This window comes from Trinickia caryophylli (genome assembly GCF_034424545.1).
Taxonomy (GTDB): Bacteria; Pseudomonadota; Gammaproteobacteria; order Burkholderiales; family Burkholderiaceae; genus Trinickia; species Trinickia caryophylli.
In genome coordinates, this window is the sequence record NZ_CP139971.1 from 402,091 (window position 1) to 428,132 (window position 26,042).

General features: G+C 65.9%; 24 protein-coding genes. 1 reads left to right on the forward strand and 23 read right to left on the reverse strand.

What is annotated here, in order from left to right; genetic code table 11:
• Nucleotides 1-22: 22 nt before the first annotated feature.
• The 8 genes from U0034_RS21000 to U0034_RS21035 all read right to left on the reverse strand — a co-directional run bounded on the left by U0034_RS21000 (nucleotide 23) and on the right by U0034_RS21035 (nucleotide 8,020).
• On the reverse strand, nucleotides 23-862 hold the full coding sequence (locus U0034_RS21000) for a sugar phosphate isomerase/epimerase family protein (protein WP_085225116.1): 840 nt from the start codon (nucleotides 860-862) through the stop codon (nucleotides 23-25).
• A 53-nt stretch (nucleotides 863-915) separates the two neighbouring features.
• Nucleotides 916-2,196, reverse strand: a complete 1,281-nt coding sequence (locus tag U0034_RS21005) for an NAD(P)/FAD-dependent oxidoreductase (protein ID WP_085225114.1) — start codon at nucleotides 2,194-2,196, stop codon at nucleotides 916-918.
• 4 nt (nucleotides 2,197-2,200) lie between these two features.
• On the reverse strand, nucleotides 2,201-2,509 hold the full coding sequence (locus U0034_RS21010; protein ID WP_085225112.1) for a MocE family 2Fe-2S type ferredoxin: 309 nt from the start codon (nucleotides 2,507-2,509) through the stop codon (nucleotides 2,201-2,203).
• A 57-nt stretch (nucleotides 2,510-2,566) separates the two neighbouring features.
• Complete coding sequence (locus U0034_RS21015) at nucleotides 2,567-3,643, reverse strand: fatty acid desaturase family protein (RefSeq protein WP_085225110.1); 1,077 nt, start codon at nucleotides 3,641-3,643, stop codon at nucleotides 2,567-2,569.
• Nucleotides 3,644-3,819: 176 nt separating this feature from the next.
• On the reverse strand, nucleotides 3,820-4,509 hold the full coding sequence (locus tag U0034_RS21020) for a DUF2894 domain-containing protein (protein WP_085225108.1): 690 nt from the start codon (nucleotides 4,507-4,509) through the stop codon (nucleotides 3,820-3,822).
• The gene (locus U0034_RS21025) at nucleotides 4,502-5,149 is read right to left on the reverse strand and encodes an OmpA family protein (RefSeq protein ID WP_085225106.1); all 648 of its coding nucleotides are present in this window, start codon (nucleotides 5,147-5,149) and stop codon (nucleotides 4,502-4,504) included. The genes U0034_RS21020 and U0034_RS21025 overlap by 8 nt, the downstream gene beginning before the upstream one ends.
• The gene (locus U0034_RS21030) at nucleotides 5,146-7,242 is read right to left on the reverse strand and encodes a DUF802 domain-containing protein (protein ID WP_085225104.1); all 2,097 of its coding nucleotides are present in this window, start codon (nucleotides 7,240-7,242) and stop codon (nucleotides 5,146-5,148) included. Before U0034_RS21030 ends, U0034_RS21025 begins: the two co-directional genes overlap by 4 nt.
• A 10-nt stretch (nucleotides 7,243-7,252) precedes the next feature.
• Nucleotides 7,253-8,020, reverse strand: coding sequence for a DUF3348 domain-containing protein (locus tag U0034_RS21035; protein ID WP_085225102.1), 768 nt, complete (start codon nucleotides 8,018-8,020; stop codon nucleotides 7,253-7,255).
• A 196-nt stretch (nucleotides 8,021-8,216) separates the two neighbouring features.
• On the opposite strand from U0034_RS21035, the gene U0034_RS21040 reads away from it, so the two are divergent.
• A complete protein-coding gene (locus U0034_RS21040; RefSeq protein WP_085225100.1) occupies nucleotides 8,217-8,645 on the forward strand; it encodes an anti-sigma regulatory factor in 429 nt (142 codons plus the stop codon).
• A gap of 1 nt (nucleotide 8,646) precedes the next feature.
• Here the strand turns inward: U0034_RS21040 and U0034_RS21045 are convergent, their stop codons facing one another.
• From U0034_RS21045 to U0034_RS21115, 15 genes are all read right to left on the reverse strand, one after another.
• Complete coding sequence (locus U0034_RS21045; protein WP_085225098.1) at nucleotides 8,647-9,999, reverse strand: PAS domain-containing protein; 1,353 nt, start codon at nucleotides 9,997-9,999, stop codon at nucleotides 8,647-8,649.
• A complete protein-coding gene (locus U0034_RS21050; RefSeq protein ID WP_085225096.1) occupies nucleotides 9,996-10,616 on the reverse strand; it encodes a SpoIIE family protein phosphatase in 621 nt (206 codons plus the stop codon). The genes U0034_RS21045 and U0034_RS21050 overlap by 4 nt, the downstream gene beginning before the upstream one ends.
• A complete protein-coding gene (locus U0034_RS21055) occupies nucleotides 10,613-11,014 on the reverse strand; it encodes an anti-sigma regulatory factor (RefSeq protein ID WP_085225094.1) in 402 nt (133 codons plus the stop codon). The genes U0034_RS21050 and U0034_RS21055 overlap by 4 nt, the downstream gene beginning before the upstream one ends.
• Nucleotides 11,004-11,378 (reverse strand): STAS domain-containing protein, encoded by a 375-nt coding sequence (locus U0034_RS21060; protein ID WP_085225517.1) that lies wholly within the window; start codon nucleotides 11,376-11,378, stop codon nucleotides 11,004-11,006. Before U0034_RS21060 ends, U0034_RS21055 begins: the two co-directional genes overlap by 11 nt.
• 4 nt (nucleotides 11,379-11,382) lie before the next feature.
• On the reverse strand, nucleotides 11,383-12,354 hold the full coding sequence (locus tag U0034_RS21065; RefSeq protein ID WP_114717905.1) for a protoglobin domain-containing protein: 972 nt from the start codon (nucleotides 12,352-12,354) through the stop codon (nucleotides 11,383-11,385).
• Between the two features lie 411 nt (nucleotides 12,355-12,765).
• A complete protein-coding gene (locus tag U0034_RS21070; protein WP_085225092.1) occupies nucleotides 12,766-13,512 on the reverse strand; it encodes an SDR family NAD(P)-dependent oxidoreductase in 747 nt (248 codons plus the stop codon).
• Nucleotides 13,513-13,600: 88 nt separating this feature from the next.
• On the reverse strand, nucleotides 13,601-15,676 hold the full coding sequence (locus U0034_RS21075; RefSeq protein WP_139831116.1) for a hypothetical protein: 2,076 nt from the start codon (nucleotides 15,674-15,676) through the stop codon (nucleotides 13,601-13,603).
• Nucleotides 15,677-15,793: 117 nt separating this feature from the next.
• On the reverse strand, nucleotides 15,794-16,921 hold the full coding sequence (locus tag U0034_RS21080) for a hypothetical protein (protein WP_085225087.1): 1,128 nt from the start codon (nucleotides 16,919-16,921) through the stop codon (nucleotides 15,794-15,796).
• 18 nt (nucleotides 16,922-16,939) lie between these two features.
• Nucleotides 16,940-18,718 carry a carbamoyltransferase family protein gene (locus U0034_RS21085; protein ID WP_085225085.1) on the reverse strand — a complete coding sequence of 593 codons (1,779 nt, stop codon included), beginning with the start codon at nucleotides 18,716-18,718 and terminating at the stop codon, nucleotides 16,940-16,942.
• Nucleotides 18,719-18,811: 93 nt separating this feature from the next.
• Nucleotides 18,812-20,260: a pyridoxal phosphate-dependent decarboxylase family protein gene (locus U0034_RS21090; protein WP_244951893.1), complete on the reverse strand. Its 1,449-nt coding sequence runs from the start codon at nucleotides 20,258-20,260 to the stop codon at nucleotides 18,812-18,814.
• A gap of 25 nt (nucleotides 20,261-20,285) precedes the next feature.
• Nucleotides 20,286-21,200, reverse strand: a complete 915-nt coding sequence (locus U0034_RS21095) for an iron-containing redox enzyme family protein (protein ID WP_102622950.1) — start codon at nucleotides 21,198-21,200, stop codon at nucleotides 20,286-20,288.
• A gap of 47 nt (nucleotides 21,201-21,247) precedes the next feature.
• Nucleotides 21,248-22,531 carry an ATP-grasp domain-containing protein gene (locus U0034_RS21100; protein ID WP_085225508.1) on the reverse strand — a complete coding sequence of 428 codons (1,284 nt, stop codon included), beginning with the start codon at nucleotides 22,529-22,531 and terminating at the stop codon, nucleotides 21,248-21,250.
• A gap of 13 nt (nucleotides 22,532-22,544) precedes the next feature.
• On the reverse strand, nucleotides 22,545-23,897 hold the full coding sequence (locus U0034_RS21105; protein WP_233211905.1) for an ATP-grasp domain-containing protein: 1,353 nt from the start codon (nucleotides 23,895-23,897) through the stop codon (nucleotides 22,545-22,547).
• On the reverse strand, nucleotides 23,894-25,249 hold the full coding sequence (locus U0034_RS21110; RefSeq protein WP_233211906.1) for an ATP-grasp domain-containing protein: 1,356 nt from the start codon (nucleotides 25,247-25,249) through the stop codon (nucleotides 23,894-23,896). The genes U0034_RS21105 and U0034_RS21110 overlap by 4 nt, the downstream gene beginning before the upstream one ends.
• Nucleotides 25,250-25,265: 16 nt before the next feature.
• A complete protein-coding gene (locus tag U0034_RS21115; protein ID WP_085225083.1) occupies nucleotides 25,266-26,018 on the reverse strand; it encodes an iron-containing redox enzyme family protein in 753 nt (250 codons plus the stop codon).
• Nucleotides 26,019-26,042: the final 24 nt, after the last annotated feature.

Consider the following 26,042-nt stretch of genomic DNA (forward strand, 5'->3'; position numbering starts at 1 on the left):
TCGCCGCTGACGGGTCGGGCATTCAACACGCTTCGATCTCGCGCCACATATCGCGGATCCAATTCATCAGCAGCAACGACTCCGACCAGCGGTCGGTGGTGTCGTTGCCGTCGCGCCCCACAATCGCATAGGGCTGCGGCCCGAGCTCGCACGTGAACGCAAGCGTGTCGTTCTCTTTCGCCCGGCGGCGCCACGAGAGAAACCCGTAGCGCCACCATCCCATGAAGAGATCGACCCACTTGCGGTGCGGCGGAAACGACAGTTCGATCTGCACCTGTTCCCGGGTCGCCACGCGCCCATGAAATGCCCAGGAGTTATCCGCGATGCGGTGAATCAACGCATGGTTTTCGTCGGATACAGGCCATGGAAACTCGCGTCCGACGAGAAAGTGCGACAAATCGGCCAGCAACATCAGGTCGGGCCGAGCGTCGAGCAGATCGAGCGTGAAGAAAAGGTCCGTCGTCATCCGGTCCCGGTGCGTTTCGATATAGACCGGGAAATCGACCTGTTCGGCCAGCCGTCTCCAGCCATCGAGTAGCGCCAACGCTTCGCCGAGGGTCCGCGGCCGCACGTCGGGCTGCAAATCGAGGTGATGCACGCCGAACTCGGTCGCGTGCTCGAGCACCGGCTGCAGATCGTCCACCGTGCGGGGAAAACACTGCCCTTCCGCATCGAGGCCGAAATCGCGGCGCAACTGCGCGAGCCTTTTCACGCTCTCGCGGTCCGTATAGTGCGCGCTCACGCCATCGAATCCCGCATTGGCGATCATCTCGACGTTTTCCTCGAGCGAGCGCTCGTAACCATCGGTATGGCGCCGCTCCATGGCCCAGAGCGATTGGAACACCCGCAGCCGCTGCGCCATTCATGCCTCCTTCGTGCGCGGTTGTGCGCCGCATGTACGATCGATGAGATCGGTCACGGATTGCGCCGTTCTCGCAACAAGCTTTTGAGGTTGACGTCGAGATCGACGAGTTGCGCCGGCGTAACGGCGGCCTCGCAATCGACAAGCATGCGCGCCAGTTTCATTTCGCGTGCGAGCGCACTCGCCGGGCCGAATCCGCTGGCCCCGACAAGGCGGCCGTTGGCTGTACGACCGTTGTTCGCGCGGCCATTTCGCTCGAAATGAAAATGAATCTCCGCGCCGCCGCCGATCGGGCGCACGACCGAGTCCTTGCCGAGTGCGGGCTCGCCCGCAACCTGTAGCTGATGGTCGTACTGATCGGACCAGAACCACGGCAACTCGCGATACGCCGCTCGTGCCCCGAGCATGTTTCGGGCTGCCGCCCGCGCTTGCGTCTCGGCGTTGTGCCAGGTTTCCTGACGTATGCGGTGCGGTCCGAAGCGGCTCGGGAACACGGCCACGTCGCCTGCTGCATAGACGTTGCGCGCAGACGTTTCCAGCGCGTCGCTCACGACGATCCCTCGCTCCACATCGAGGCCTGCCGCGCGTGCCAGCGCATCGGCCGGCTCGATTCCGATGCCGACGATCACCGTATCGGCGCGCAATTCGTCGCCGGTTTGAAGCCTGACGACGATCGAGCCGTCGCTTTGCGGCTCGATCGCGCACGGCGCTGCGCCCAATACGAGCCGTACGCCGTTGTGCTCGTGCAGCGTGCGGGCACGCGCCGCGATCGGCTCGGGCACTGCGCGTCCCATCAGGCGCACGGCGCCCTCGACCACCGTCACCTCGCATTCGCACGCACGTGCCGACGCGGCCACTTCGAGTCCGATGAAGCCTCCGCCGATCACGACGATGCGCGCGCCGGGAATGAGGCGCCGGCGGATGCCGATCGCGTCGTCGAGCGTGCGCAGGCCATGCACGCCGGTGCCGCGCGCGCCGGGAATGGCGAGCGGCCGTGCGTACCCGCCGGTTGCCAACAGCAACGCTTCGTAATCGATCTGCCGGCCGCCATGAAGCCGGACCGTTTGCTCGTGCGGATCGAACGACTGCACGGTCGCAACGATGTGTTCGATGCCGTCCTCCTGCCACGCGCCCGGAGGACGCAATCCGCATTGCCCGGGCTCGCGCTGCGCCGTCAGCAGATCCTTCGAAAGCGGGGGCCGTTCGTAGGGCAGATGAGACTCCGCGCCGATGAGCGCGATGCCTCCGCGCCAGCCCGCCTCGCGAAGCGCTTGCGCGGCGCGTCCGCCGACGTGGCCGGCGCCCACGATCGCCATGACTCGTTCGCCCGCCATGACATCAGATCTCGATCAGGACGCGGCCACCCTCGACTCTCGCGGGGTAGGTCCTCAGCTTTTCGCAAACCGGCGCGCCGAGCGGACGCCCGTCGCGCACATCGAAACGGCCGTTGTGCTTCGGGCACTCGATGACGTGGCCCATTACGAGGCCATCGCAAAGGTGGACGTGTTCGTGGGTGCAAAGCCCGTCGCTCGCGTACACCTCGTCGTCGACACGATAGATGGCGAACGTACGCCCCGCATGATCGAAGCGCACCACGTCTTCGTCGTCGATTTCGTCGAATGCGACTGTGTCGATCCAATCGGTCATGTCGTGTCTCCTGTCCTTGTTATGAACTGAAATCGAAGCCGGATTCGTCGGCCCGGCTTACATCCGCGATGTTTCCGGCACGGGCCGTATCACGTGATACGAGGGGTCGCGCGTTTGCCGCATCAGCGCGGGAATGATCTCGGCGTAGGCCGACAGCGTGCTCGGATAAGGCGGCGGCATATCGTCCCTGACGATTTCGTGCAGACGCTCGAGAGCATGGAACGGCACCATGGGGAACATGTGGTGTTCGATGTGGTAATTCATGTTCCAGTAGAGAAAGCGGAACACGGAATTCATCTTCACCGTCCGGCAATTCTTGCGGTGATCGAGGACGTTCTCGGGCAAGCCGGCGTGCTGCGTCAACCCCAGGTAGAGATAGAGCCACGCGCCGTAAAGGCTCGGCAGTCCGATATAGAGGAGCGGCAGGACCGAATGCGATGCCACACTCGCGGCGATCACGGCCGCATGAATCGCAAGCATGATGCGGGCTTCGCGCACGGCCTTCGGCCATTCCGATTCCGGCACGAAGGTCTTGTCCTCCGCACCGATGTTGCCGAACGCGTTCGACACCATCTTCGGCAGCTCTTTCGAAACGTGCTTGAGCGCAAAGACGTTGAGCAGCAGCCCAAACCAGTCGGTCGGCCGCGGCGCGGCGATTTCCGGGTCGCGCCCGACCACGAGCGTGTCGGTGTGATGCCGCGCATGGCTCCAGCGCCAAACCGTCGCGCGGCGAAAGACCTGAAACGAAGCGAGCTGATACAGCACGTCGTTCATCCAGCGGGTCTTGAAGGCGGTGCCATGCCCGCATTCGTGCCAGCGCGAATCCGCCGGGCTGCAATAGAGCGTTCCGTAAGCGAAAAATGCCGGAATCGCCCAAAGCGAATCGGCACGCCACGCGAGCCACGCCCATACGCCGCTCGCGGCAATTGCTGCATACCAGACGATGGTATCGGCGATGGCACGTGCGTCGTGACGCTGCATCAGCGATTTCATCGTCGCGCGCGGCACCGGGCATTTGTACCAAACCGCATTCACGAGGCCCGCTGCATGCGCCGCGTCGCCCGCGCCGCCAATCAGCCGATACGCCCCATGGCGCGTGTCCGAGTCGCGCGAGCAGTTCTGCGTGTTCGACACCCGTTGTCTCCTTGTTCGAGTCGTTGCGCGGCGATCGGTCGCGCGCCAATGCGATCAAACATAGGCTTGTCGGGCACGGCCCTCAACGGAAACGTTGATGAAATTTCGTCAATGTGCGCTCGCGGGCCATGGTGCTGTCAGGGCCGTCGCGTAAGCGGGGCCCCGCACGCCGGTGGCTATCGCGATTTAGCTTTCGGGGGCTTCCTGCCCCCGACGGCACGCGCCGCATCCCTGCCGGGCATCACCAGACCGCCGCTCATTTGCTCCATCCAGGACAGCGTATCGGCGTATGCCATGAACCGCTGGAGATAATCGGGAGACAGCTCGCGCATGAGCATAAGCGCCCGATAAACGAGGCTGTTCGAGTTCAACGGACCCGCATTTCCTGGCACCTGTTCCAACGATTGACGCAGTTGCCGCTCGGTGCTGACCTTCGACCAGACGCCCCGGAAATAATCGACCACGTCGGTCGGCGGCTCCACGCCCGCTTGCGCTCGTCCGCCTCGTTCGGTATCGTCCTGGCCGCTTGCGGGCCATCGGCTCGAAAGTTTGTCCGCCAATTCGCCGAGCGGCCCGCGCGCCTGCCGGCCGCGCCCGATGTCCGCACCGGTATCGGCGCAAGCCGCGGCGGCGTCCTGGCCGGCGTTGCACCGGGCCTCGGCGCACGTGCGCTCCAGGTCGGCCGCGTAAGCCTCGACGAGCCGGGCGAGCTTATCGTCGAGAACCTTGCGCGGCTCGCCGCCGTAGCCGGCCGTCCGCCGCTCCATCGCATCGATGAGATCGAAGCGAAGCCGATCCATACGGTCGGCCCCGGACGCACGCCACACGTCCAGCTGCGCTCGCACCCGCGACTTGCCGTTATCCACGCGACTTCACCGTGGCGGCTGCCTGCCGCGGCACCGGCGCAATTTCCACTCGCCGGTTCAAGGCGCGGCCGGCTTCGTCGGCGTTCGAGCTGACGGGCTGCTCCGAGCCGAATGCGGCGGCAAACACAGACTTCGCCGGGACACCTTCGTCGATCAACGCGCGCGTGACGGTCAGCGCACGTTTGGCAGACAGCTCCCAGTTGTCGGCGAAGCGCGCGTTGCCTTCACGCACCTGCCTGTCGTCGGCGAACCCGCTGACCATGAGCGCCTCGTCGTGGCCTTGCAGGTACGCGGCAAGCGGCTTGGCCAGGCTTTTCAGCAGATCGCGCCCCTTGGGCTGCAGTTGATCGGAGTTCAGCGCAAAAAGCAGGCTGCCGCTGATGCCGATATGGCCGTTCGCGAGCGTGACGCGCCCGGCCGCCAGGGGCCCGGCCAGCGCCTGCTCCAGCGTCTTGCGGCGCTGCGCTTCGGCCTGCCGTTCCTTGACCTCGGCACGCAGCTGCGTCGAGAGCTGCACTTCCACGCCCACGACGCTCACGAGAATCAGCACGAATACGCCGAGCAGCACCGACATCAGATCGCCGAAAGCGGCCCAGACGGGAGCGCCGGCTTCCAGGCCGCCGTCGATCTCTTCGCTCATGCCGCTTCCGCTCCGGCCGACGTGCTGCGCGCGGCCACCTGCTGCAGCTCTTCGACGATCTGCTTTTGCGCCCTCATGCTGAGGTCGACCACTTCGCGCGCCTGGGCAACATAATAGGCAAGCTGCTCGTCGCTGCGCGCCAGCGACTTGTCGAGCGCGCCCTCGATGCGCCGCAGTTGCGCGAGGAGTTGATCGCTCGACTCGCCGAACACGCGCACGGCTTGTCCGAATGCTTCGCCGAGGCTGGCCACCTCGACGGCGCTGCCCGTCATTTGCGCTGCTACGGCGCCCAACTGCCCTGCCTGCGCCTCGATCTGTTCGCTGAACCGCTTGCCCGCGCGGTCGAGCAACTCGGCCGACGTGGCCACGAGCGCCTCGACGTTCGTGCGCTGCTCGTTACTGGCATGGTTGACCGCGTCGAGCAAGGTTTGGACGGTCGCGAGCAAACGGCTGCGCTCCTCCAGCATGGCGGTATCGCGTGCCATGCTGTCCGAGAGTTTCGCGCGCAGTTCGGCCACGACTTCGGCGGCGGCTTTCGGCGCTTCCGAGGCAGCCTGCACGAGTCCCGAGATCTCGGCGATCGTCGCATTCGCATGCGCTTGCGTCTGAGCCGATATCTCGCGCACGGTTCGCTCCAGCAGATCGCAGACTTCCCGCTGCTGGCTTGCCGTGCGCGCACCGGCCTGCTCCCACTGCTCGCCGAGCGTCCCGGCGAGCTTGGCAAGCGTCTCGGACCACGCCGCGAGCCGGTGCGCATCCTGCGCCGCGAGCTCCGCCTGCAAGCCCGTGTGCGCCTCGCTCAGGTCGCGCAGCAGCGAAGTCGAGTGCTGCCTGAATGCCTCTGCGGCGCCTTCGAGCGCGCGCTCGTTGCGCTGCGCCAGGTGCTCGCCTGTTTGCGCCTGGTGCGACAGCGCCTCGGTCCATGTATCGGACATGCCGCGCGCGAGCGTGTCCATGCGCACCGCCACCGCGTCGACGAGGCCGCGCGATCGCTCGTCGAAACGGTCGCTGAACCGATCGAGGGCGTCGCGCAGGCGTTGCGAGAGCGCCTCGCTCGAGCGCCGCTGCTCCAAGAGCGCTTCGTCCCAGATCGTCGCCACTCGGGCGGTGGACGCCTCGAAGCCCGTCGAGAGCGCATCGAGCTGCTGCTGCACGGATTGCGCGACCGTATCGCGCAGCGCGGCGCTCTCGCTCGCGAGCCCTGCCATCGTCGCCTGCGCCACGGGCGCGAGCGCGGCACCCGCCGCACGTGCGCTTTCTTCGACGCTTTGCTTCAACGCGCGCTCGACCGACGAGGCCAGACGCAGATACGCGGCCTCCGTACGGCCGTGGAACGCGTCCTGGCTCGCGGCCTGCCGCTCGCTCAGCGTCTCGCTCTGCCGTTCGATCGTTACCATCATGGCCTGCAGGCGATCCACGAGCGCCGGCATCACGGCCGCCTGCTGCTGCAGCAGCTTCAGCGCTTCTTCGCGCTGGTGCGCCGGCGAATGCACACGCAAGGTCGTCGCGATCCTCATGTCGAGCCATTGCGCGGCCTCGCCGCGCTCGCGGCGGCTCAGTGCCGACATCAGCCCCAACATCGACGAAGTGGCCACGCCGGCAATCGACGTGCCGAATGCGAACCCGAGCCCCGTGATCGGCGCCGCGAGCGAGGCACGAATCGCCTCCAGATCCGTCGCGCTGTCGAGCGCCGCCCCCGTTCCCTTCAACGTGACCACCATGCCGAGCAGCGTGCCGAGCATGCCCAACAGCACGAGGAGGCCGACGAGATACGGCGCGAGCGCCGGCGCCGGCAAAGGCACGCGCTCGCCTTCCACGCGCAGACGCACGGCGTTGCGCAGGCTCGGGTGCATTTGCTCGAGCCATGTCGCAAGCACCGGAGCACGATCGGCAAGGCACGCGACAGCCGCCGCCAGGCTCGAGGTCGCTTGTCGATAGCGATGCAGTTCGACCGCGCCGGTCACATAGCAGGCTGCGATCGACAGCGTAACGGCGAATGCGAGCGGGTTGGACGTGACGTAACCCGCACCGATCCAGCAGACGGCCGCCAAGCCGGCCAGAAACACGACGAGATAAGTAAGACGTCTGGACATACGATCCCAGTTAGCAGGTACGAAGAGCCGCGAGCAGCCCCTCGACCGGTTGTAGACGAAGATCCAATTCGGCCAGCAGCAGGCTTTGCATGTCTTTGCGAAAGACGTCGAGCCAGGTGCCGGCCGCGACCGGCACGGTCTCGGCGCAAGCGTCGGCCGCGGCCTGCGCCAGCGCCTGCTGTTCCCCCTGGCGAAGCCGCTCGAAATACCGGGCGAGCAGCGCGGGCAGCCCGGCAAGCAGCATCTGCTCGCGCGCGCCCAGCGCCTGCTCCATCGCGGCATCCACCCACGCAAGCCGCGCCATACGTGGCTCGCCGGCAGCGAGCATGCGCCGCAGGCGGCCGCGAAGATGGCTTACACCCGTTTCCATGGCCTGCTGCATCGACAAATAGCGCTGGCGAAAAAACGCAAAATCCGCCGCGGCGTCAGGCTCCCCTATGGCTGCCGGATGCGCCGCCCGCGCCCCGCCGCTCCGTTGCCGCAGGCCCGCGAAGGCACTGTCTTCGACGATCACGCGCGTGAGTTGCTGGCGCAGCCGCAGGCATTCGCCCGTGTCCGCGCCGCCGGCCGGCGGGGCAGCTTGCGCGCCCCCCGCCGGCATGGCCGCGGGTGCGCTCAGCGCCGTGGACAGCGCGATTGCGTCGGTCCAGTCGAGCCATTCGCTCAGACGCTGCGAGATCGATTGCTCGGGCTCGGGTACGTCGGCGTCGGCCAGCCTGGCGAGCAAGCGAATCAGGGTCGGGCCGCGCAAAGCGCTGGGCCGCGAGGCGTTCTCCATACTGGCTGGACAAAAACCCGCTAGTTTACACGTCGGCGGCCGGCGCGCACGCGTGGCACCGGTGCCAGTGCGAGATACCGACGGCAGCGCCGCCCGGTGCAAGGGCCAGCGGCGCCGCGGTGGTACGATGCACACACTCCATCAGGGTTTGGCGCGAGATGGGCAACCACAACATGCTGGTCGTCGGGCGGGCATCATGACGAGCCACCGCACACTGGGTCAAACGGACCGGGTATTCATCAGCGGTGCGTCCGATGTCGCCTGGGCGCGCCGGGCCGTTCAGGATCTCGCCGCGCGCGAGGGGCTCGGGCCTGCACGGGCGGCGGCGCTTGCCACGGCTGTCTCCGAGATCGCCCGCAACATCGTCGTGCACGCTGGCAGAGGCCAGGTGGCGTTCTCCGCGGTGACCGACGGCATGCGGCGCGGCATCGTCGTGGTCGCCCGCGACGACGGCCCCGGCATCCCCGATATTGCGCGCGCCATCGAGGATGGCTATTCGACGAAGGGCAGCCTCGGTTTGGGGCTGTCGGGTGCGAAGCGTCTCGTCGACGAATTCGCGATCGAGTCCGCGCCCGGCGCAGGCGTGACGGTCACGCTGACCCAATGGGAAGACGAGGTCTTGTGAGTCACACTTTCGCTTCCACGAACGCGAGCGGCAGGACTGCCGTCAACACGAATCCCGCACCGGGCGCAGTCCGGATACGGATTTCGCCACCGAGCAGCGCGGCGCGCTCGCGCATGCCGAGCAGTCCGAACGAGTGCCGGGCTCTCGGCCCGCCGCTGGTCGCGCCGCGGCCGTTGTCGGCAATCCGCACGATGCAGTTCGGGTCCTCGCGCACGATGTCGAGTACGACTTCCGTCGCCCTCGAATGGCGAGCCACATTCGTCAACGCTTCCTGCACCATCCGATACATGTCGATCCGGCATTCGCGGTTGAATGCAATCGCATCCGCGTCGATGTGGCGAACCACGCGAATGCGATAGCGCGCCGCGAACTCGTCGGCCAGCACCTCGATGGCGGGTATCAACCCGAGATCCTGCAGCATGGGCGGGTGCAGGTCGGCCGCGATGTGCCGCACGGAATGGATCAGTTCGTCGATCATCCCATAGATGCCTTTGAGCGCACTCTCGGGCGGTGACGGCTGCCTGCCGCCGCCGTACTCGAGCAATGACGTCGCCATCTTCAAGGCCGTGAGCTGCTGCCCGAGATCGTCGTGCAACTCGCGGGCAATGCGCGCCTTTTCCTCTTCGCGAACGTGCTGGATATGCGCCGACAAGCGCCGCAATTCTTCGCGCGATGCCCTCAGCGCTTCCTCGTCGCGCTTGCGCTCGGTGATGTCCATGATCCAGCCGACCATCCGATAGGCCAGCCCCGCTTCGTTCCAGAGCGCCTGCCCGCGCGAGTGCACCCAGCGAAACTCGCCCGATTTCGTACGCACCCGGTACTCGACGTTGTAGCTGCGGCGCTCGTCGAGATGCGCGCTCAGCGCCTGCTCGACCCGTCCCAAGTCGTCCGGATGGATCGCCCCCCAGTGCGCTTGCCGTTCGTTCGGCAGCTCGTCGTCCTCATATCCCATGATCCGCTTGAAGTGGGGCGAGAAGTACACTTCGCCCGTCCGGGGATTCCAATCCCACACCCCCGCGGCGGCCCAGCTCACGGCCAACTGGAAGCGCTCTTCGCTCGCCGTCAGCGCGGCGCGGTAGCCTTCGATGGAAAGCTCGAACGGCGCCAGCAGTTCGTTGAAGAAGGCATCGGCGGCATCCACGAGCTCGAGCTGATCGGCCGGCGCCGCCGGCAGCACGAGCGCATCGAGCGCCATCCGGTGCAAGGCGGCCATCTCGAGCAAGCCGATGCCCTCGGCCATCGCCCGACGGCCGATTTCATAGGCACGCGAAAGCTCGGTTTCGCTCCCCGCTTCAACGTAGCCTCGCAGCGCGGCAAGATATTCCGCGCGGAGCGCCTCGCGCCGCGCTGTCATGGATCCGCTCCGAGATAGCGCGCGACGACGACGTGAGCGTCGTCGTTGCCTTTCGCGTAGCCGGTCAGGACCGATTCGGCGATCTCCTGCGCGGCGGCATGCGGGCTCACCCCGGCGCCGAACGTACTCCGGATGCCGTCGGTCGCCATGACGAGGACGTCGCCGCGCGAGACCGCGATGCGATCGACGCGCAACGAGGGCAAACGGTAACCCACCACGCCGCCGCGCGTGGAGATGGCTTCATTACGCGATTGCCCGATTCTCAGCGCGCGGATCAATACGCAGTCGACGTTGCCCACGCCCACCCATGTCAGCGACGAATCGAGCACATCGAACCACGCTACGCTCATGACGGCACCGCGCGTCTTGCGCAACGCCTCGTGGCAGCGCTGCACGAGCGCGTCGACCGGTTCGCCCGCGTGGGCTTCGATCACCGGAATCGCTGCCCGGGACGCTTCGGCTGCCTCGAAGCCATGCCCCAGGCCATCGAGCAGCGCCACCACCGCCCCGCCGCGGCACTCGACGACGGCATGCGCATCGCCCGACGGTTCCTCGAGCGCACGGCCCGCCCAGCCCCATTCGATGACAGCCTGTCGCGGCGCGGGAGGGTCGCTCATCGCAGCCACCTTTTCATCCTTACGGTCGTGCCTTTGCCGACCGTGGACGTCAGCTCGAACTCGTCCATGATCCGCTTCGTGCCCGGCAGGCCCACGCCGAGACTGCGCGCCGTCGAATAACCGTCGCGCATCGCAAGCTCGATGTCGGGAATCCCGGGCCCTTCGTCTTCGGCGACGATTTCCACGCCCACGCGCATGCCTTCCTCGACGCGGCGCAGCGTGATCTCGCCCCGGCGAGCGTAGCTCACGATGTTGCGGGCGATCTCGGAGATCGCGAGCGCGATGATGGTCCGATCGGTGTTCGAAAAGCCCGTTTCCGCAGCCAGCTCACGCCCTTTTTGCCGAGCGATGACGACGTCCTCCTCGTGCTCGATGGGCACACGGATTTCATCCGGCATGGGGGATGCTCCCGCCTGCTGTCGTACGCAGGTATGCAAGACCTTCCTCGAGGTCGAGCGCGGTCGCGACACCGTCGAGCGTCAGCCCGAGCTGAACCATGGCGAACGCGACCTCGGGCTGAATGCCGACGACGACCGTCGTGGCGCCACGCAGCTTCGATACATAGGCAATGCCGCGCAGCGTACGCGTGGCGAAGGAATCGAGCACGTCGAGCGCCGTCACGTCGATGATCACCCCGCGCGTGCGAAAGCGCCCGATCTTCTCGGCGAAGTCGTCGCGAAGCTGAACGAGATCCTGATCCGAGAGTGCGGACTGGATCGATGCGATCAGCACGTCTGCCTGTTTGAGGATGGGAACGGACACGGTATCAGGCCCCTGCCCCGAGGTCGGCGTCGACCGGCTCCCCATGCGTCACCCGGTAGCCGAGATTGCGCTCGGCAAGCTCGATGCCGCCTTGCAGGTCGCCCACCGTGTCGAGCCCGCCGAGCTCGATGCCGAGCGAGACGAGCGACTGCGCGACCGCCGCCGAAATGCCCGTCACGATCACGCGCGCGCCCATCAGCCGGGCCGCCGTCACCGTCTGGAGGATATGGTTGGCCACGCGCGAGTCGATCGTCGCCACGCCGGTGATGTCCATCACGACGGCCCTCGCGCGGTTCGTGCGGATGGCCTCGAGCAGACTCTCGGTAATGAGGCGCGCGCGGTAGGTATCGATGACGCCGATGATCGGCAGCAACAGCAGTCGCTCGCGCAACTGAAGCACGGGCGTGGACAGCTCGCGAATCGCTTCCTGCTGCTGGCGTATGATTCGTTCCCGCTCGAACACGAGCACATCGATGATGAGCGCGATGTCGAAAAAACCGACCTTCGTCAGCGACATGAAGGCATCGAAGGCGCCGTCGCCCGCCTCGCCGGCACGCTTCATGACGTCGGCGCCGATCACTTTCAACAGGCGGTGGAACGCGCCCAGGAACACGCGCATATCGAGGCCCGCCGCAGCGTAGAGCAAGCCCAGCTCCACGCGTTGCTCGACATAGTCGGCCCCGTAGTCGCCCGCCGCCAGCGCTTGCAGATGCTTGACTTTCAAACGCTTTGCGCGCTCGAGGAACGTGCGATTGCCAAGGAGCGGCCGTGCCTCGTCGAGACTCGCGAGATGATCGAAGAAGGCTGCGGCGTAATCCTCCGCCCGGCCCAGCACGAGATCCTTGATCGTCTCGATGCGCTTGATATCGGCCGGCTCGAGGCCGACGATCTGTTTGCGGCGCTCGATCGCAGCGCTCGACAACCCCATCTGATGCATCAACGTCAGCGACTCGCGCTGCCCAACCTGATCCACCATGCGCGCCTCCTCGAGTGCTTGTCCGGGTCGAGCCGGCGCCCGACACCACGGGATCGGACAAGGATGATACGGATGCGGATACGGACACGGAGCAGCCGCACGGCTGCCGCCATGCGCATCCGCGGCTCATCGCGGCGCGTAACGGACGCCGCTGCATCGGTGCAGCAATTTTCGTTCTTCGCTCCGCACCGCCGCGCGAAGCATGGCGCCCCATGCGACTGGGCCGACTCATGCTAGCCGTTTCGTCGGAGTTTTCCAAGTATAGGCAGCGTCCGGGCACTGGCAAGGGCCGTGCCTGGCGCGAAGGAGGAGGACAAACCGCGGGAGGGGAGTACGCGGCGGATGCGGCGGCGGCCGGCCGCATCGCCGGCTCGAGCAGGGTGACGGTGAGCTCGCGACGAGCGTGCGGATCTACCACCGCTCGGCAAATGGCCTGATCGTATAGTCGAAGGTCCAGGCGGAGGGATGTTGATGAGCAATATGAAACACTTCGTCCGCGATGGCATCGGGCTGCGCGAAATATTCGTCTCGCGAGAACGGCCAGCCGGCCGGCGGCTCGGCCCAGGACGGCCGCGTGCGCCCGTCGTCACCCAACCACGCGGCATCGATGACCGCATCGATCATCAGATAGCCGACGTGAACACGCTTCGGGCCCAGGTCGCGCGCCAGCGCCTCCGCGAGCACGCGTTGCGCGGCCTTCGTCGGCGCGAACAGCGCGTAGTTCGGCTTGCCGCGCAGCGATGCCGTATTGCCCGTGACGACGATGGCGCCTTCGCCGGCCGCGATCATGTCGGGAGCGCAGGCGCGCGCCAGATGCAGCAACGCCGTGGTATTGACGCGGAAGTTGCGCTCGAGCGAGGCGGGGTCGCCCTCCAGGAACGTCGCGAACGTTTCCGACACGGCGTTGTGGACGACCACCGACGGTTTGCCCATCGTGCCACGCACCCGATCGATCACGGCTTCGAGCCGATCGGGATCGGATACGTCGCACGGGAAGGCAGCCGCCAAGGCAATCTCCTGCTCCAGGCGCGCCAGCCTCTCGCGATTGCGTGCCAGCATCGCCACGCGGTAACCGTCCCGCGCGAAACGCCGGGCAATTGCAGCGCCCGTCGCATCGCCCACGCCGGTGATCAGGCAGACCCGCTCGTTCGTCACCATGTTCGCTCCGTGCCCCTCGCGTGTTCGCATCGCGGCCGGCGCCGCATCGCCCCGCCCGACCCTCGCACGACGCGGCGCCGGTTCGGTCTCATGCGGCTGCCGCCACGCGCAGGTCGTGCAACTGGCCGAATTGCGTGCGGATATCCACCTTGTGGCCTGCCTCGAAGTCCCTTCGCAGGCGCGGGCGGGCATCCTTGCGCGACACATTGGGCCAGCGAATCGTCAGTTCGTTGAAACCGCGATTGACGATACCCGCGCTCGCACGCGTGCGCAATGCTGTCCAATCGTCTTTCAAAGTGGCCTGCATGATCGGCTTGCCGTTCAGTTCGACCACGACGTCGCCCGACTGCGTGGCCCCCGGCAGACGCGACGTGACGTCGATGGCCAGATCCTGCGGCGACGCGCAGCAGAATGTAAAGCGGCTCTCGACCCCATAGGCCGCGGCGTAAGCGCGCCGATACCAGCGGTTGCGATCGGTCAGCTCCATCGAGTGAGATTGCAGCAAATCGATCTCGTCGACTTCGCCGATCGAGAGTTCCGGCCCCGGCGCCGCGGACACCACCTCGGGAAACGCGCTCTCGATCGCGCGCAAGAGCGCATGCTCCTTGATCACGCCGCGCGCGAGCGGGCTATATCCGACGAGACACACCTCCGCAATGTCGTTCTTGACGATCCGGTCGAACGCGGGCAGCAGCACCGTGGGCGTCTGGTGGCGGTACGCGTCGTAGACGAGCGCGATATCGGCCGCGATTCCCGGATGGTATTCGCGCGCCTTGCGCAAGTGATAGCTGCAGATTTCCGGATCCTGGCCCCAGTGCGCATTGTGAATGCCGGCAAGCAGATGGGCCCACGCCTCGTGCTCCGGCTCGGGCCGCGATGCCGCATCGATCAGGTCGCGAAGGCCGGCCTCCTTGCGGAACAATGCGGGCAGCAGCTTTTGCGAAACAGCGGCCATGGCCACGCGCATGCCTTCCGAAGTGTGGTGACAGAAGTCGAGATAAAGACGCCGGCCCGGGATTTCATGCTCGTAGAGATCGCCGAAAAGCTGCGGCAGATCGACGACGGCCGCACCCAGTTCCGGCGCGACGCGGCGAATCGCGTCGGCCACGTTGACGAAGATGCCCGGTACCACGCGCGTATCCTCGATGATGTCGCGGCTCTTGCGCAGCGTTTCGTACACGTCCTGGCTGCGCTTGCCCAAGCCTCGCTGCGCACGGGCCAGCAAGTCGAGGCTGGCCGAAGAGGTGCCGCCATCGAGACCGATCGCGTTCGACGCGTAACGCTCGGCCGCCGCGAAATCTCCGCTTTGCACCGCCCGTCGCGCGGCTTCGTAGGCGCGGACCCACGCCTGGGTATCATCGGCGGACATGAGCGGAACGTCGAGCGATCCTGCCGGCGCGCCGGTCCAATCGGCCACGTTGATCTCGGGAATCGCGAACACCACCGGCACGCCGAGCGGCATCAGCGATGCGCCCAACTGCCTGACGACATGGGTCGCGAACTGCTCGAGGCCGCCCAGTTGCTTTTTCAGGATCTTGGCAAAACCATCGCGCGCTTCGATGAGCTCGCCATCGCCGATGAACGCGTCGACCGACGTATTGGCCAGCGCGCCGACACGCCAGTTGTTGCCGGCGAACACGACGACCGCATCGGGCTCGAGCAACGGCACCGAAGCGGCGATCTTCGAGAGCCACCACGGGTCGCAGTTGCTCTGTGCCAGATCGATCACCTCGACAGGCTCGCCGCAAGCCGTGAGCTGTTCGCGCAGCACCTTGGCCGGGCAATAAACGGGATCGAAGAAAAATCCGCGTGCGACCGATTCGCCCAGAAGAACGATGCGCTTCTTGTCGCCCTTCTTGCCGATGCGCTCGACGTCCGCGCAAAAGCGCCAAAGGTCGATATGCTTGCGAGCGCGAACGAATTCGCCGGTCTCTTCGTCTTCTTCCCAGATGCTGACCGCCCGCTTCTCGGCGGCCTGCCCCTTCAGGCTGGCGAAGTCCTCGCCGAGCGCGGCAAACGGGCCTGACCAATGATCGGAGCCGTGCGAATCGACACGCGCCGCGTCGTGGCTGAGTAGCTGCAGCACCGACAACGCCGCGTTGTCCTGCCTGAGCAGTTCCGCAAACCGGCCGCTCAGTTCCTGCCGTATCGAATTGTCTGCCATGTTGATTACTCCCGTCGTTGACATGAACGTGTGAACCTTCAGTGCGTCGCACGGCATCGTCGGCGCACGCATTGATCGAGTGAGGCGATGAAGCGGTGCACCGCGCCTGCCAGCCGCTCACGCATATGACGCCGCGAGTTCCGTACGGGCTTGCGCGCCGGTGCCCGCGGCCGCGGCTACACCATCCTGCATTTGCCCGCCATCGACGATCGTGAAAGCGGGCCGGCGCGTCGCGAGCAACGTCAACAACGCCGCACTGCCGGTGCGATAGTCGTCCGCGGCGTCGCGCTCGAACACGCATACGTCGGCTCGCATGCCGGGGGCGAGCGAGCCGACGTCGGCAAGCCCCAGCGCCGCCGCGGCCGCGCGCGTCAACGCATCCGCATAGCAATCGAGCTGCGCGGCCGGCGCAAGCTGTGCGAGCTGGGCCAGAAACGTCGGTGCGGCCTCAGCGCTCAAGTGCCATGCGGCAAGACCTTGCGCGAAAAGCGGTGCATATGCGCGCCACTGACCGGCCGCCTCCCCGCCCCCGGGAACGGCCATCGAAACCGCACACCGCATCCGCCTCAGCAGCCCGACATCGCGCCTATCGATCCCGGCTGCGCCAAACACGGTGACATCCTTGTCGTCGGGCAGCAGGTAGGCGATCAGCGCGCTTTCGGCGCAGTAAAACCGCGCGCGAAATTCGAGCGCCTCGTCGAGCGTCGGCGCGAGCCGCACGCCGACTCGCGCGCCCATCGTCTTCGCGAACTTCGCAAACTCGACGAGTTCCGTGGCGGACATGAGCGTGCCCGTTTCGAGCACCGGCATGACGGTCAGCGGGCGTCGCGCGTCCGTTCGCTCGCGGCCTCGCGACGCTTGGAGGAACCAGTCGAGAAAGCCGTTGACCTGCTCCAGGTAGTTCCCGCCGAATCGCAGCAGCGCCACCGTGCGCAGGGGCGCCGCCGGCATGGCCGCCGACATTTCGCGCATCGTGGCGCCATGCACGCCGACCGAGGTCACGCACGCCGGCCAGGCCGAACGTGCGGACCCGGCCATGGTGGCACCGGCTGCGCCGATACCGACGACGCCCGGCGTGCAGACGAGCCGCGACCCGTCCATGCCGTCGGTGAGCGTCGACGTGCCGGCGGGCAGCATGGCGCTGATACGCCCGCCGGTGATCTCCATATCGCGATGGACAAACGCATGATGCGCGCTGTCGAAGCAGAGGGTTTGCCGAATCACCCAGGATCGAACGTGGCCCATGCTGCGCGCTCCGGTGGATTACAGGAACGTATAGACGTTGACCGACTCGGGCACCGCGCGCTTTTTTGCCGAGCGCGCACTGAAGATCTCCTTGAGCTTGGACCAGGTGTCGAGTCTGAAGCCACGATCGACGATGTAATCGCCAATCACGAGCGCGTCGATGTCCGACACGACGAAGCACCAGATCGCATCCACCGGATCGAGCACGATCGCATCGCCGCGCATGTTGAACGAGGTGTTCAGCAGGATCGGGCATCCGGTCAGCCGGTCGAACTCGGTCAGCAATGCATGAAAGCGCGGATTGCTGGCTTCGGTCACGGTCTGCACGCGGGCCGAGCCATCGACGTGGGTGATCGCCGGCAGCGACAGCCGCGACACCACCTGACACGTCTCGAGCATGAACGGCGACGCATGATCCAGATCGAAATGCTCGGCGGCCTTCGACTCCAGCACCGCGGGCGCGAAGGGCCGGAACGCTTCGCGCATCTTCACGAGCGCGTTGATCCGATCCCGCATTTCCGGACGGCGCGGGTCCGCGATGATCGAACGCGAGCCGAGCGCCCGCGGGCCGAACTCCATCCGCCCCTGGAACCAGCCGATGACCTTGCCGTCCGCGAGCCGCTGCGCGGTTTCGGCGATGAGCGCCTCCGGCCGGTCGGTGCAGTCGACGATCGACGTGTCCGGGAACACCGCGCTCACCGCCTTGTGAATCTCGCGATTCGAATAGCTCGGGCCGAGATAGGCGTGCGGCAGCGGCTTGAGTTCGGGGCGCTCGCCCGTGAGGCGCACGTGCGCTACCGCGGCGGCGCCGAGCGAGCCGCCCGCATCGCTCGCGGCCGGCTGCACGAACAGCCGCTTGAAAGGCCCCTCGCGCAACACGCGCCCGTTCGCGACGCAATTGAGCGCGACGCCGCCAGCCATGCAGAGATTGTCGACGGGATGCGTGTCGTGCAAATACTGCGCCTTCGCGAGCAGGATATCTTCGAGCGTGCGCTGCAGGCTCGCCGCCAGATCCTTGTGGAACGACTCCAGATCCGATTCGGGCTCGCGCGGCGCCTCGCCGAAGAGTTCGGGCAGGCGGTCGGAGTACATGCGGTCGCCGTTGAGGAAATCGAAGTACTCCATGTTGAGCCGGTACTGCCCGCGCGCGTCCATTTCGAGCAGACGCTTGACCTGATCGACGTAGAGCGGACGGCCGTAGGGCGCAAGCCCCATGACCTTGTATTCGGCGTCATTCACGTCGAAGCCCAGATAGGCCGTGATCGTGCTGTAAAGCAGGCCGAGCGAGTTCGGAAAGGCCACCTCCTCGAAGAGATCGATCCGTTCGCCCTGGCCGAGACCATAAGTGGTGGTCGCCCATTCGCCGACGCCATCGACGGTCAGCAGCCCGGCCTCCGAGAATCCGGAGTAGAAAAACGAACTGGCCGCATGCGACAGGTGGTGGTCCACATACTCGATCGTCCCGTCGAAGCCGAGGCTTTGCCGAATGTCGCGCTCGGCCCGCTCCGGGTCCACCTTGAAACGGCGCCGCGGGTTTTGCAGCAGGTCCGACAGATTCGTTGCGATCTGGCGCGACGCCTTCTTGTACGGATCCTCGTAATACGCGATGCAATCGACGTCCTTGATCGAGACGTCCGCTTCGCGCAGGCAATAACGAAATGCGCCCGTGGGGATGCTGTTGTCGTGCTTCACTTTCGAGAAGCGTTCTTCTTCGGCCGCGGCAATGAGCTTCCCATCCTTGAGGATGCAACAGGAAGAGTCGTGATAATGCGCGGAAACGCCAACGATTATGCTCATGGTCTCACCAGTCTCGGGTTGGAACGAAGGGTAAAGAGAACCGTGGCGCGCGAGCCCGCGGCCGCGCCAATCCGCCGGTCGGTCATGCTTGCGTTACCGCGATACGGCGTTGAGCGCCTTTCTCAGAGACTCGAAAATGCGCGGCACGTCCGCCTCGCCCGTGCGCCAGTTCGTGAAGGCGACGCGTAACCCCCAGGTGCCGGCATACACGGTGCTCGTCACGAACACGTCGCCCAGATCGCGCACGGCGCGCACGTAGGCGTTGATGCGCGCCTCGTCGGGCTCGCTCGCGAGCGTGAAGCAAACGACGTTGACCCGCGTCGGTGCCAGCAGCCGAAAACCCGGATCCGCGCTGATCTTCTCGCCGAGCACCTGTGCCAGCGCGATGTTGCGCGCGACGATCTCCGCATGGCCCGCACGGCCATAGGCGGCCAGCGAAAACCAGGTGGCGAGCGCACGCAGCCGCCGCGAGTTTTCCGGCGTCAAATGCACGAAATCAGGGTTTTCCGCAGGCACGCCGAGATACGCGGCGCTGTTCTGGAACACGCGTACCTGCAGGTCGCGCCGGCGCGTGAACTGAACGGCGGCGTCGTACGGCACGTTGAGCCATTTGTGCAAGTCGATGCAGATCGAATCGGCGAGGTCGAGGCCATCGACGAGCCGCGCGTAATCGGGGGCGAGCGCCACGAACGCGCCGAACGCGGCATCCACGTGCAGCCAGAACGGATAACGCTGCTTGAGCGCCGCGATGGCTGCCAGATCGTCGAAGTCGACCGTATTGACGGTGCCGGCACTCGCGACGACGATGGCCGGCTCCCCGCCGAGCGCCGCCAGCGCATTTTCGAGCGCATCGACATCGATCGCTTCCCGCTGCGGCAGCGTCGCGATCTTCTGCACGGCGTTGCGGCCGATGCCGAGCATCGAAAGCGACTTGTAGATGCTCGAATGCGGCGTGGCCGAAAGCACGCGTACCGGGCCGAGCGCCGCCACGCCCTGCTCGAATACGCGAACCTGCTTGCATTCGCCGAGCCACTCGCGGCCGATTGCGAGCCCCACGAGATTCGACATGGTGGCGCCCGTCACGAACACGCCCTGCTGCGCCTCGCCGAGCCCGAACAATTCCTTCAGCCGGGCAACCGTCTCGCGCTCGAGATCGGGCGCCGCGCTATCGATGCCGGCGGTCGGATTCTGATCGTAGACGCTCGTGAGCCAATCGCCGGCCAGCGACGCGGGGGTCGCGCCGCCCGTAACGAAGCCGAGATAGCGCGGGCCCGCGCTGCCGGAAAACCCGGCCGCCCAGCGTTCGGCGAACTCGGACAGCGCGCCTTCGAGTCCGGCCCCCTCTTCGGGCAACGGGCGGACGTTCGCCGCCGGCGGGGCGAGCGCGGCTGGACGGTCGTCGAGACTGGCGAGCGCCGAAACCGCGTGCTGCCGGGTGCGCTCGAGCAGCGTATCGACGTTGGCTAGGTCGGAGGCAAGTGTCGGATGCATGGCGAAATTGAAAAACGGAAAGAGTGGCGACAAAAGGACGGGCGCCGGCATGCGCCGGCCGCCCGGCACGGCTTGCTCAATGCAGCTTGCGGTTCATCAGCTCCCGCGCGCCCGCGTAATACTCCTTCTCGATCTGGTAGCGGATCAGACACCCTTCGCACAGGTCCCGGATGAGACGCGGATTCTTGCGCGCGAGCGGCAGCAGCACGCGCGCGACCAGTTGCTTGCCATGATTCGCGTCCACCGGCACATGAAGCTCGTGGTAGTAACGGAACTCCTTGGGCACGTCGTGGCGCTGCATGCCCTTGAGCATGCGGGTGAAGCGGTACGGCACCGTCTGCTCGAGCAGCGTCAGCGCGCCGAGCAGACGGCCTACGTGCTGCCGCCGCAGCGCATACATCAACAGCAGGTTGCCGTTCTTCATCGCGGCCACAGGCATATCCACCTCGAGATCGAGCTCGCCGAGCTGAGCCTTGAAATACGGCGCGGCCCGCATGAACGTGCGCGTATGCATTTCGTCGAGTTCGCCGAGGCCCATTTCGTCCCAGAAATTCTCGGCAAGCGCGAGCTTCATGTCGCCATCCATGCCCAGTTGGGAGAGCGCGATGATGTCGTCGAAACGGCCATCCACCTGGGCCTCCAGCGCAACGAAAAGCGACAACTGCGGCAGCGATGCCTCTTCCGCGAGAAAGTCGAAGAACGGCGCCACCTCCTTGCGATGCGTATTGCGCAGCGCGACGTACCACTCCTCGAACTCGTCGGCATTGGAGGGCAACTCGCCGAGCACGACGCGCGAGGCTTCGTAGTCGCTCCAGGCCGTCTCCAAGCCGAGAATGCGTGCGTAGTCCTCGGCCAACGGCACCGTCTCGGGTGCGCTGGGCGGCGCCAGCTCTCTCAGGTAAAACGAATTGAGTTCCATTTGGCCGGCGAGCGTGTTGCAGCGGTCCGGCTCGTTCCATTGCGGTTGCGTACTCACGGTCTTGACTCCCATCTCGTCGATCGATTTATGAAAATGCGCATCGTCGATGCGCGGATGAATCAACGCAGTGCCGCGTGCGCGGCTTCGGTGTACGAGCGCAAACGCGAGGCCGCTGTCTCGCGCGACGACCCGCTGGCCGCGAAGAGCGCGCCAATCCAATCGCGCGTGGCCTGCCAGCGCTCGTGCGCGACAATGCCGGCCAGCGGCGCCTCGTGCGCCGAATAGGTCACCTTGCGTTTCAGCTGTGCGCCGATGGGCAGCTCCACCCAGCGCACGAGCGATGGATCGCCGCGGAACGCGTCGATGCCGGCGATTCCGTCGTACGTCTCCTCCTCGAGCGTATGGCCCGGAAAGACGAACCAGCCGTGCCAGCGGGCATTGGTCTGCGTTGGCGGCAACTGGCGCGACGGCGTCCCATCGATCAGCAGCCGCAGTTCTTCGGACGGCAGATGCACGCCCGTTGCGTACTCGAATGTGGCGACGACATCGGCTCCACCGACGCGGTTGCCGACTTCGAGAAACACGAGCTCGTCGCCGCTTTCGATTGCTTCGAGATGGAAGCTGCCCTGGCGGATGCCGACGGCGCGCAGCGCGGCGCTCACCCATTCACTCGTTGGCGCGGACACCGGAAAGTGATACGAACCGAGCGGCTTGCCGTTCGCATAGTCCAGGCACGTTCCGATATAGCGGCTTGCCGTGAGCGTCAGTACATCGCCCTGCGCGACGAGCCCATCGAAGTGCAGAATGTCTCCCGTCACGAACTCCTCGAGCTCGTAGCCACCGGTTGCCGGCGTTGGGGAGTCGAGCCGCGCGACGCCGCTGCGGCGCGAGCGGATGGCGGCGAGCGCCGCCTCCATCGTCTCGAACACCACCACGTCTTCGCTCGACGCACCCGCGAGCGGCTTGAGCACCGTCCGGCCGCGCCATCCGGCCGCGCCCGGCGATTCGACGAGCGCCGGCAGGCCGACGAATCGCGGCACGCGCAGGCCCGCGCGGCCGACCGCCTCCTTCATGGCCACCTTGTCGCGCACGAGCCGCACTTCGTCGTAGGTCGGGCCGGGCGCGACGAGCCACGCACGCAGCCGCGCCGCGTCGAGCAAGTCGTACTCGGAGAGCGCAATCACGCGGTCGAAATTCCGCGGCGTGCGTGTGAGCCACGCCTGCGCCTCCTCGAACGTGCCGGCCTGGCCCGGCCGCTCGACCTGCTCGCAACGCAGCCCGTGAGGAAGCGTTGCAAGCAGCTCGGGCACGCCGAAGTAGGTAACCTCGTGCCGATCGTGATCGATGCCGCGGGCGTATTCGATTCGCGGATAAGGCACGCGATGCAGGACGAGAATGTTCATCGGCTTGCTCCGGTCAGGCGGCGGCGAGCGTCGTGCGCGCGAGCGAGGCCGCATGCGCGGGCTCGAACACCTGGCGCGACTCGCCGAGCACGGAAAGCCACGTCGCGCGGACGGTGGCCACGACGCTATGGATGTCCTGCGCGTCGCTATCGACGACCAAACAGGCTTGCGCGGCAAAATCGGCGTTGTCGCGAGGCAATGCCGGGATGAAGCGTGTGCCCTCGCCCAGCCATCCGAACTCGATCCGGCGGATGGCCTCGGCGCCGAGCAGGGCCGAGGCGCGCGCGAGCGTCCGGTCGAACAGGATTTCGCCCTGTGCGGTATCGGGCGGCGTCAGCATGCCGTCGACAGGCACGCCGAGCATGACGGTGGCGGCCCGCTTCCCCGACGGGGCGACAGCCGGCTCGCGCGCCACGCCGAAAGCGGCATCGACCCACAACGCGTAGAAATCGATACCGTAGACCTGCTCCGCGATGGTCCAGATCTTCATACCCGCCGGCCGCCGGTTCGGCTCGACCACGGCCGCGCACAGGCCGGCGTCGTCGAGCTTTATTTCGTTATGGAACGGCCCCGTGTGCTGACCGACAAGCACATTGGCCAGCCGCCCGGCACGCGTGATCGTCGTCCGCTCTCTCGACGTGATTCGCGCCGGCAGGATTTGCGCAACCTCGACGGGGTACCGGCCGTGCGCGCTGACCTTCTCCGTGATGAACTCGGTGGCCCCGACACCGTCGAACGAAAATTCGCGCGAGAACGGTATGAATCCCTCGCAAATGGCGCCGCGCGACAAATACGGGGCAACGGCGGCGAACGCGGCATCGAGATTGTCCCCGCGCTTGACCACCACCACGCCCCGATTGTTGCCCTCGCACGACGGTTTGACGACGAACCCATTGGGGTGGGCGTCGGCAAAACGCCTCAGATCGTCGACGGTGCGCACCTCCACGCAGTCCGGCACCATGATCTGCTGCGCTTCGAGCAGGTCGCGTACGCGCGCCTCGCTCACGCGATACGCATGCTTGCTGTACGAATTCGCGGCAAGTGCCGACGAATCCACCGGCAACGACAACCGTTCGAGCAGCGCGGCGCCGCTTTGCACGGCGTTGTCGGAGAACACCATGCCCGCGCGCAGGCGGTCGCGCCACGGCTTCAGGTAATACAGCGCCTGCTCGACGAAATCGTCGGCGAGCGGATCGAGGTCGATCAGATATTGGCAGATCTGACGATCGCGCTCGTTCGGATTCGAACGGATCAGAATCGTGTCGGCACCATGCCGCTCGCGCGCGTACGACGCGATGTGTGCGACGTCCGCTACCCGCGTGAGGTTGTAGTCGACGATCAACAGCAAAGGTCTGGGCATGTTCATGATTGAGCCTCCAAAGCGAGAGATGGGGTCCGGTAACGAACGTCGATGGTCGTTGCCGACTCCGCCAGCAGCGCCGTGAGCGTTTCGTCACGCTCGGCTCGCGTCATGCTCCAGAGCAGTTGACCCAAAAAGGCTTCGCGTGGCGTATCGGGCACGACGTCGCCGGCCTTGAGAAGAATCTGTTCGATCACCGGGTGCCGTGTGCCGGGCCGGACTTCGATGCTGTCGATCTGGCCCGGCGCCGCGAAATAGACACGAAAGAACGTGGCGAGCGCGGTAGGCGGCGTGCCGTCCTGCTGGTAGGCAAGACGCCGGAACGTATTGGCGAGTCCCGCGTACTGAACACCGCCGGCCTGCTCGAGCAAGAGCGCGAGCCAGAGCTCGAGCATGCCCGCCTCGCCGTTCAGGGACTTGACGCTCGGCGAGATGAGGCTGCCGCCAACGCGCGGGTTGATCTCGATCAGGTCCCAGCGCGAGCCGTCGAAGCGGGCTTCGACGTGAAAGCAGCCCCAGTCGAGCTGCAACTGCGCGAATACGGCGCGCAGCCAGGCGAGCCCAGCCGCGACGCTGCCTGCCGAGATCGATGCAGGCGGGCTCGTGCAACTGTCTTCGAGCACTGTCCCGTTCGCTTCGGTCAGCTCGCACTTTTCGTGGATGGCGAAGACGTGCGGGTCTCCATGCGATACCAGCAGCTCGAAGCTGAACTCGGTGCCGCCGAGATAATCCTCGGCGACGAACGTCACCGTCTCGCCGAGCGCGGAGGCATAAACCGTATCGGCATGCGCGTGTGCGGCAATGGCTTCGAGCGTCGCCCAGGTCGTATCGGGCGCGAGCCGAAACGCGCCGTACGAGGCGATACCGCGCGCCGGCTTGATGAAGTATCTGCCGCCGTCGCGTTTCAGCGCATCGAGTACGTCGGGCGTGAGCACGCGCGCCGCGATACGCGAGAGGCCCGTGCGATGCAGCTCGCTGCGCACGGCGAATTTGTCGCGCAGGAACTCGATTCGCTGAGCCGGCAAATCGCTCACGCCCAAAAGCATGTTCGCGTGGGCCATCAGCGCGCGATAGCCCTCCCATACGCTGATACAGGCGCGAATCGAATGCCCCTGCGCCTGCAGCGAGGCGATCGCGCGCTCCACGTCCCCGGCCCCGAGCACGTGGGAATCGCTCGCCAGCACCGCTGCGGCCATGCTCCGCAGTTTGTTCAGCCGTTCTTCGCCGTGCTCCGGCAATGGAAGCGAGCTGAGCACGAACGGCTGCAGGCCGCGCGACCTGATTGCCGCGATCAGATCCTCGGCGAACGAGAATCCGCAATGACTCAGGATGAGAACGCCGGTGTGCGCCATCGCCATGTCTCCTCGTTGCCGGTCAGGCCGCGGCCTTCAACGCGGGCGCGATCTTGTCCTCGTAGAGCTCCTTGAAGTACAGGGCGAGGACCGTCTGATGCTCGTGCAGATAGCGCTTGAGCGCGTCGATATCTTCATCGCTGCGCAGCAGGTAGCGGATCGCCTGCCACACTTCGCCCGGATGGTCGTCGTTGATATCCGTATGCGAATGCGCTATCTGCCCGGTGATGTTGGTTTCGCCGACCGAATCCTTCAGCGCCTTGAGCTTGCGCGGCTCGAGCTTCACGTTGACGTACTCGACGAGGTAGGAATAGGCGATCACGCCAAGCGGACCCTCGTGGTCGAGCAGATAGGAGAAGAACCCGGTGAGCAGCTTGGTGGACAGGTACGGCTCGGTTGCCAGGAACTGTTCGCGCGAGACGCCCGCTCGCTCCAGGTCCTGAACGAAGAGCTCGTCGTGGAGCATCTCCTCGCGCTCGTAGTTCGCCCAGATCTGCGCCGCCTCGGGGCTTTGCTTGGCCACTTCCGCGAGCGTTTTCGACTCGGAAACGCGCAGCAAACGGATGCGCCAGGCCGTTTCGATCAGGTGGCGCCGGTAATACTCGGAGTCGACTTTCTTTCCTTCGAGATGAGCGGCGTAGGGTACCGTTTCGTACCAGTTATCGATTTGCGCGTCGATAATCGAGTCGATTTCCTTGCGCAATTCCAACGAGCGCTGGGCGTTGAGAAAAGGGATGCGATTGCCCAAGCCTGCGTTTTTGACGCGATTGCTCATAATTCCTTCCTTTAGGTGTAAAGA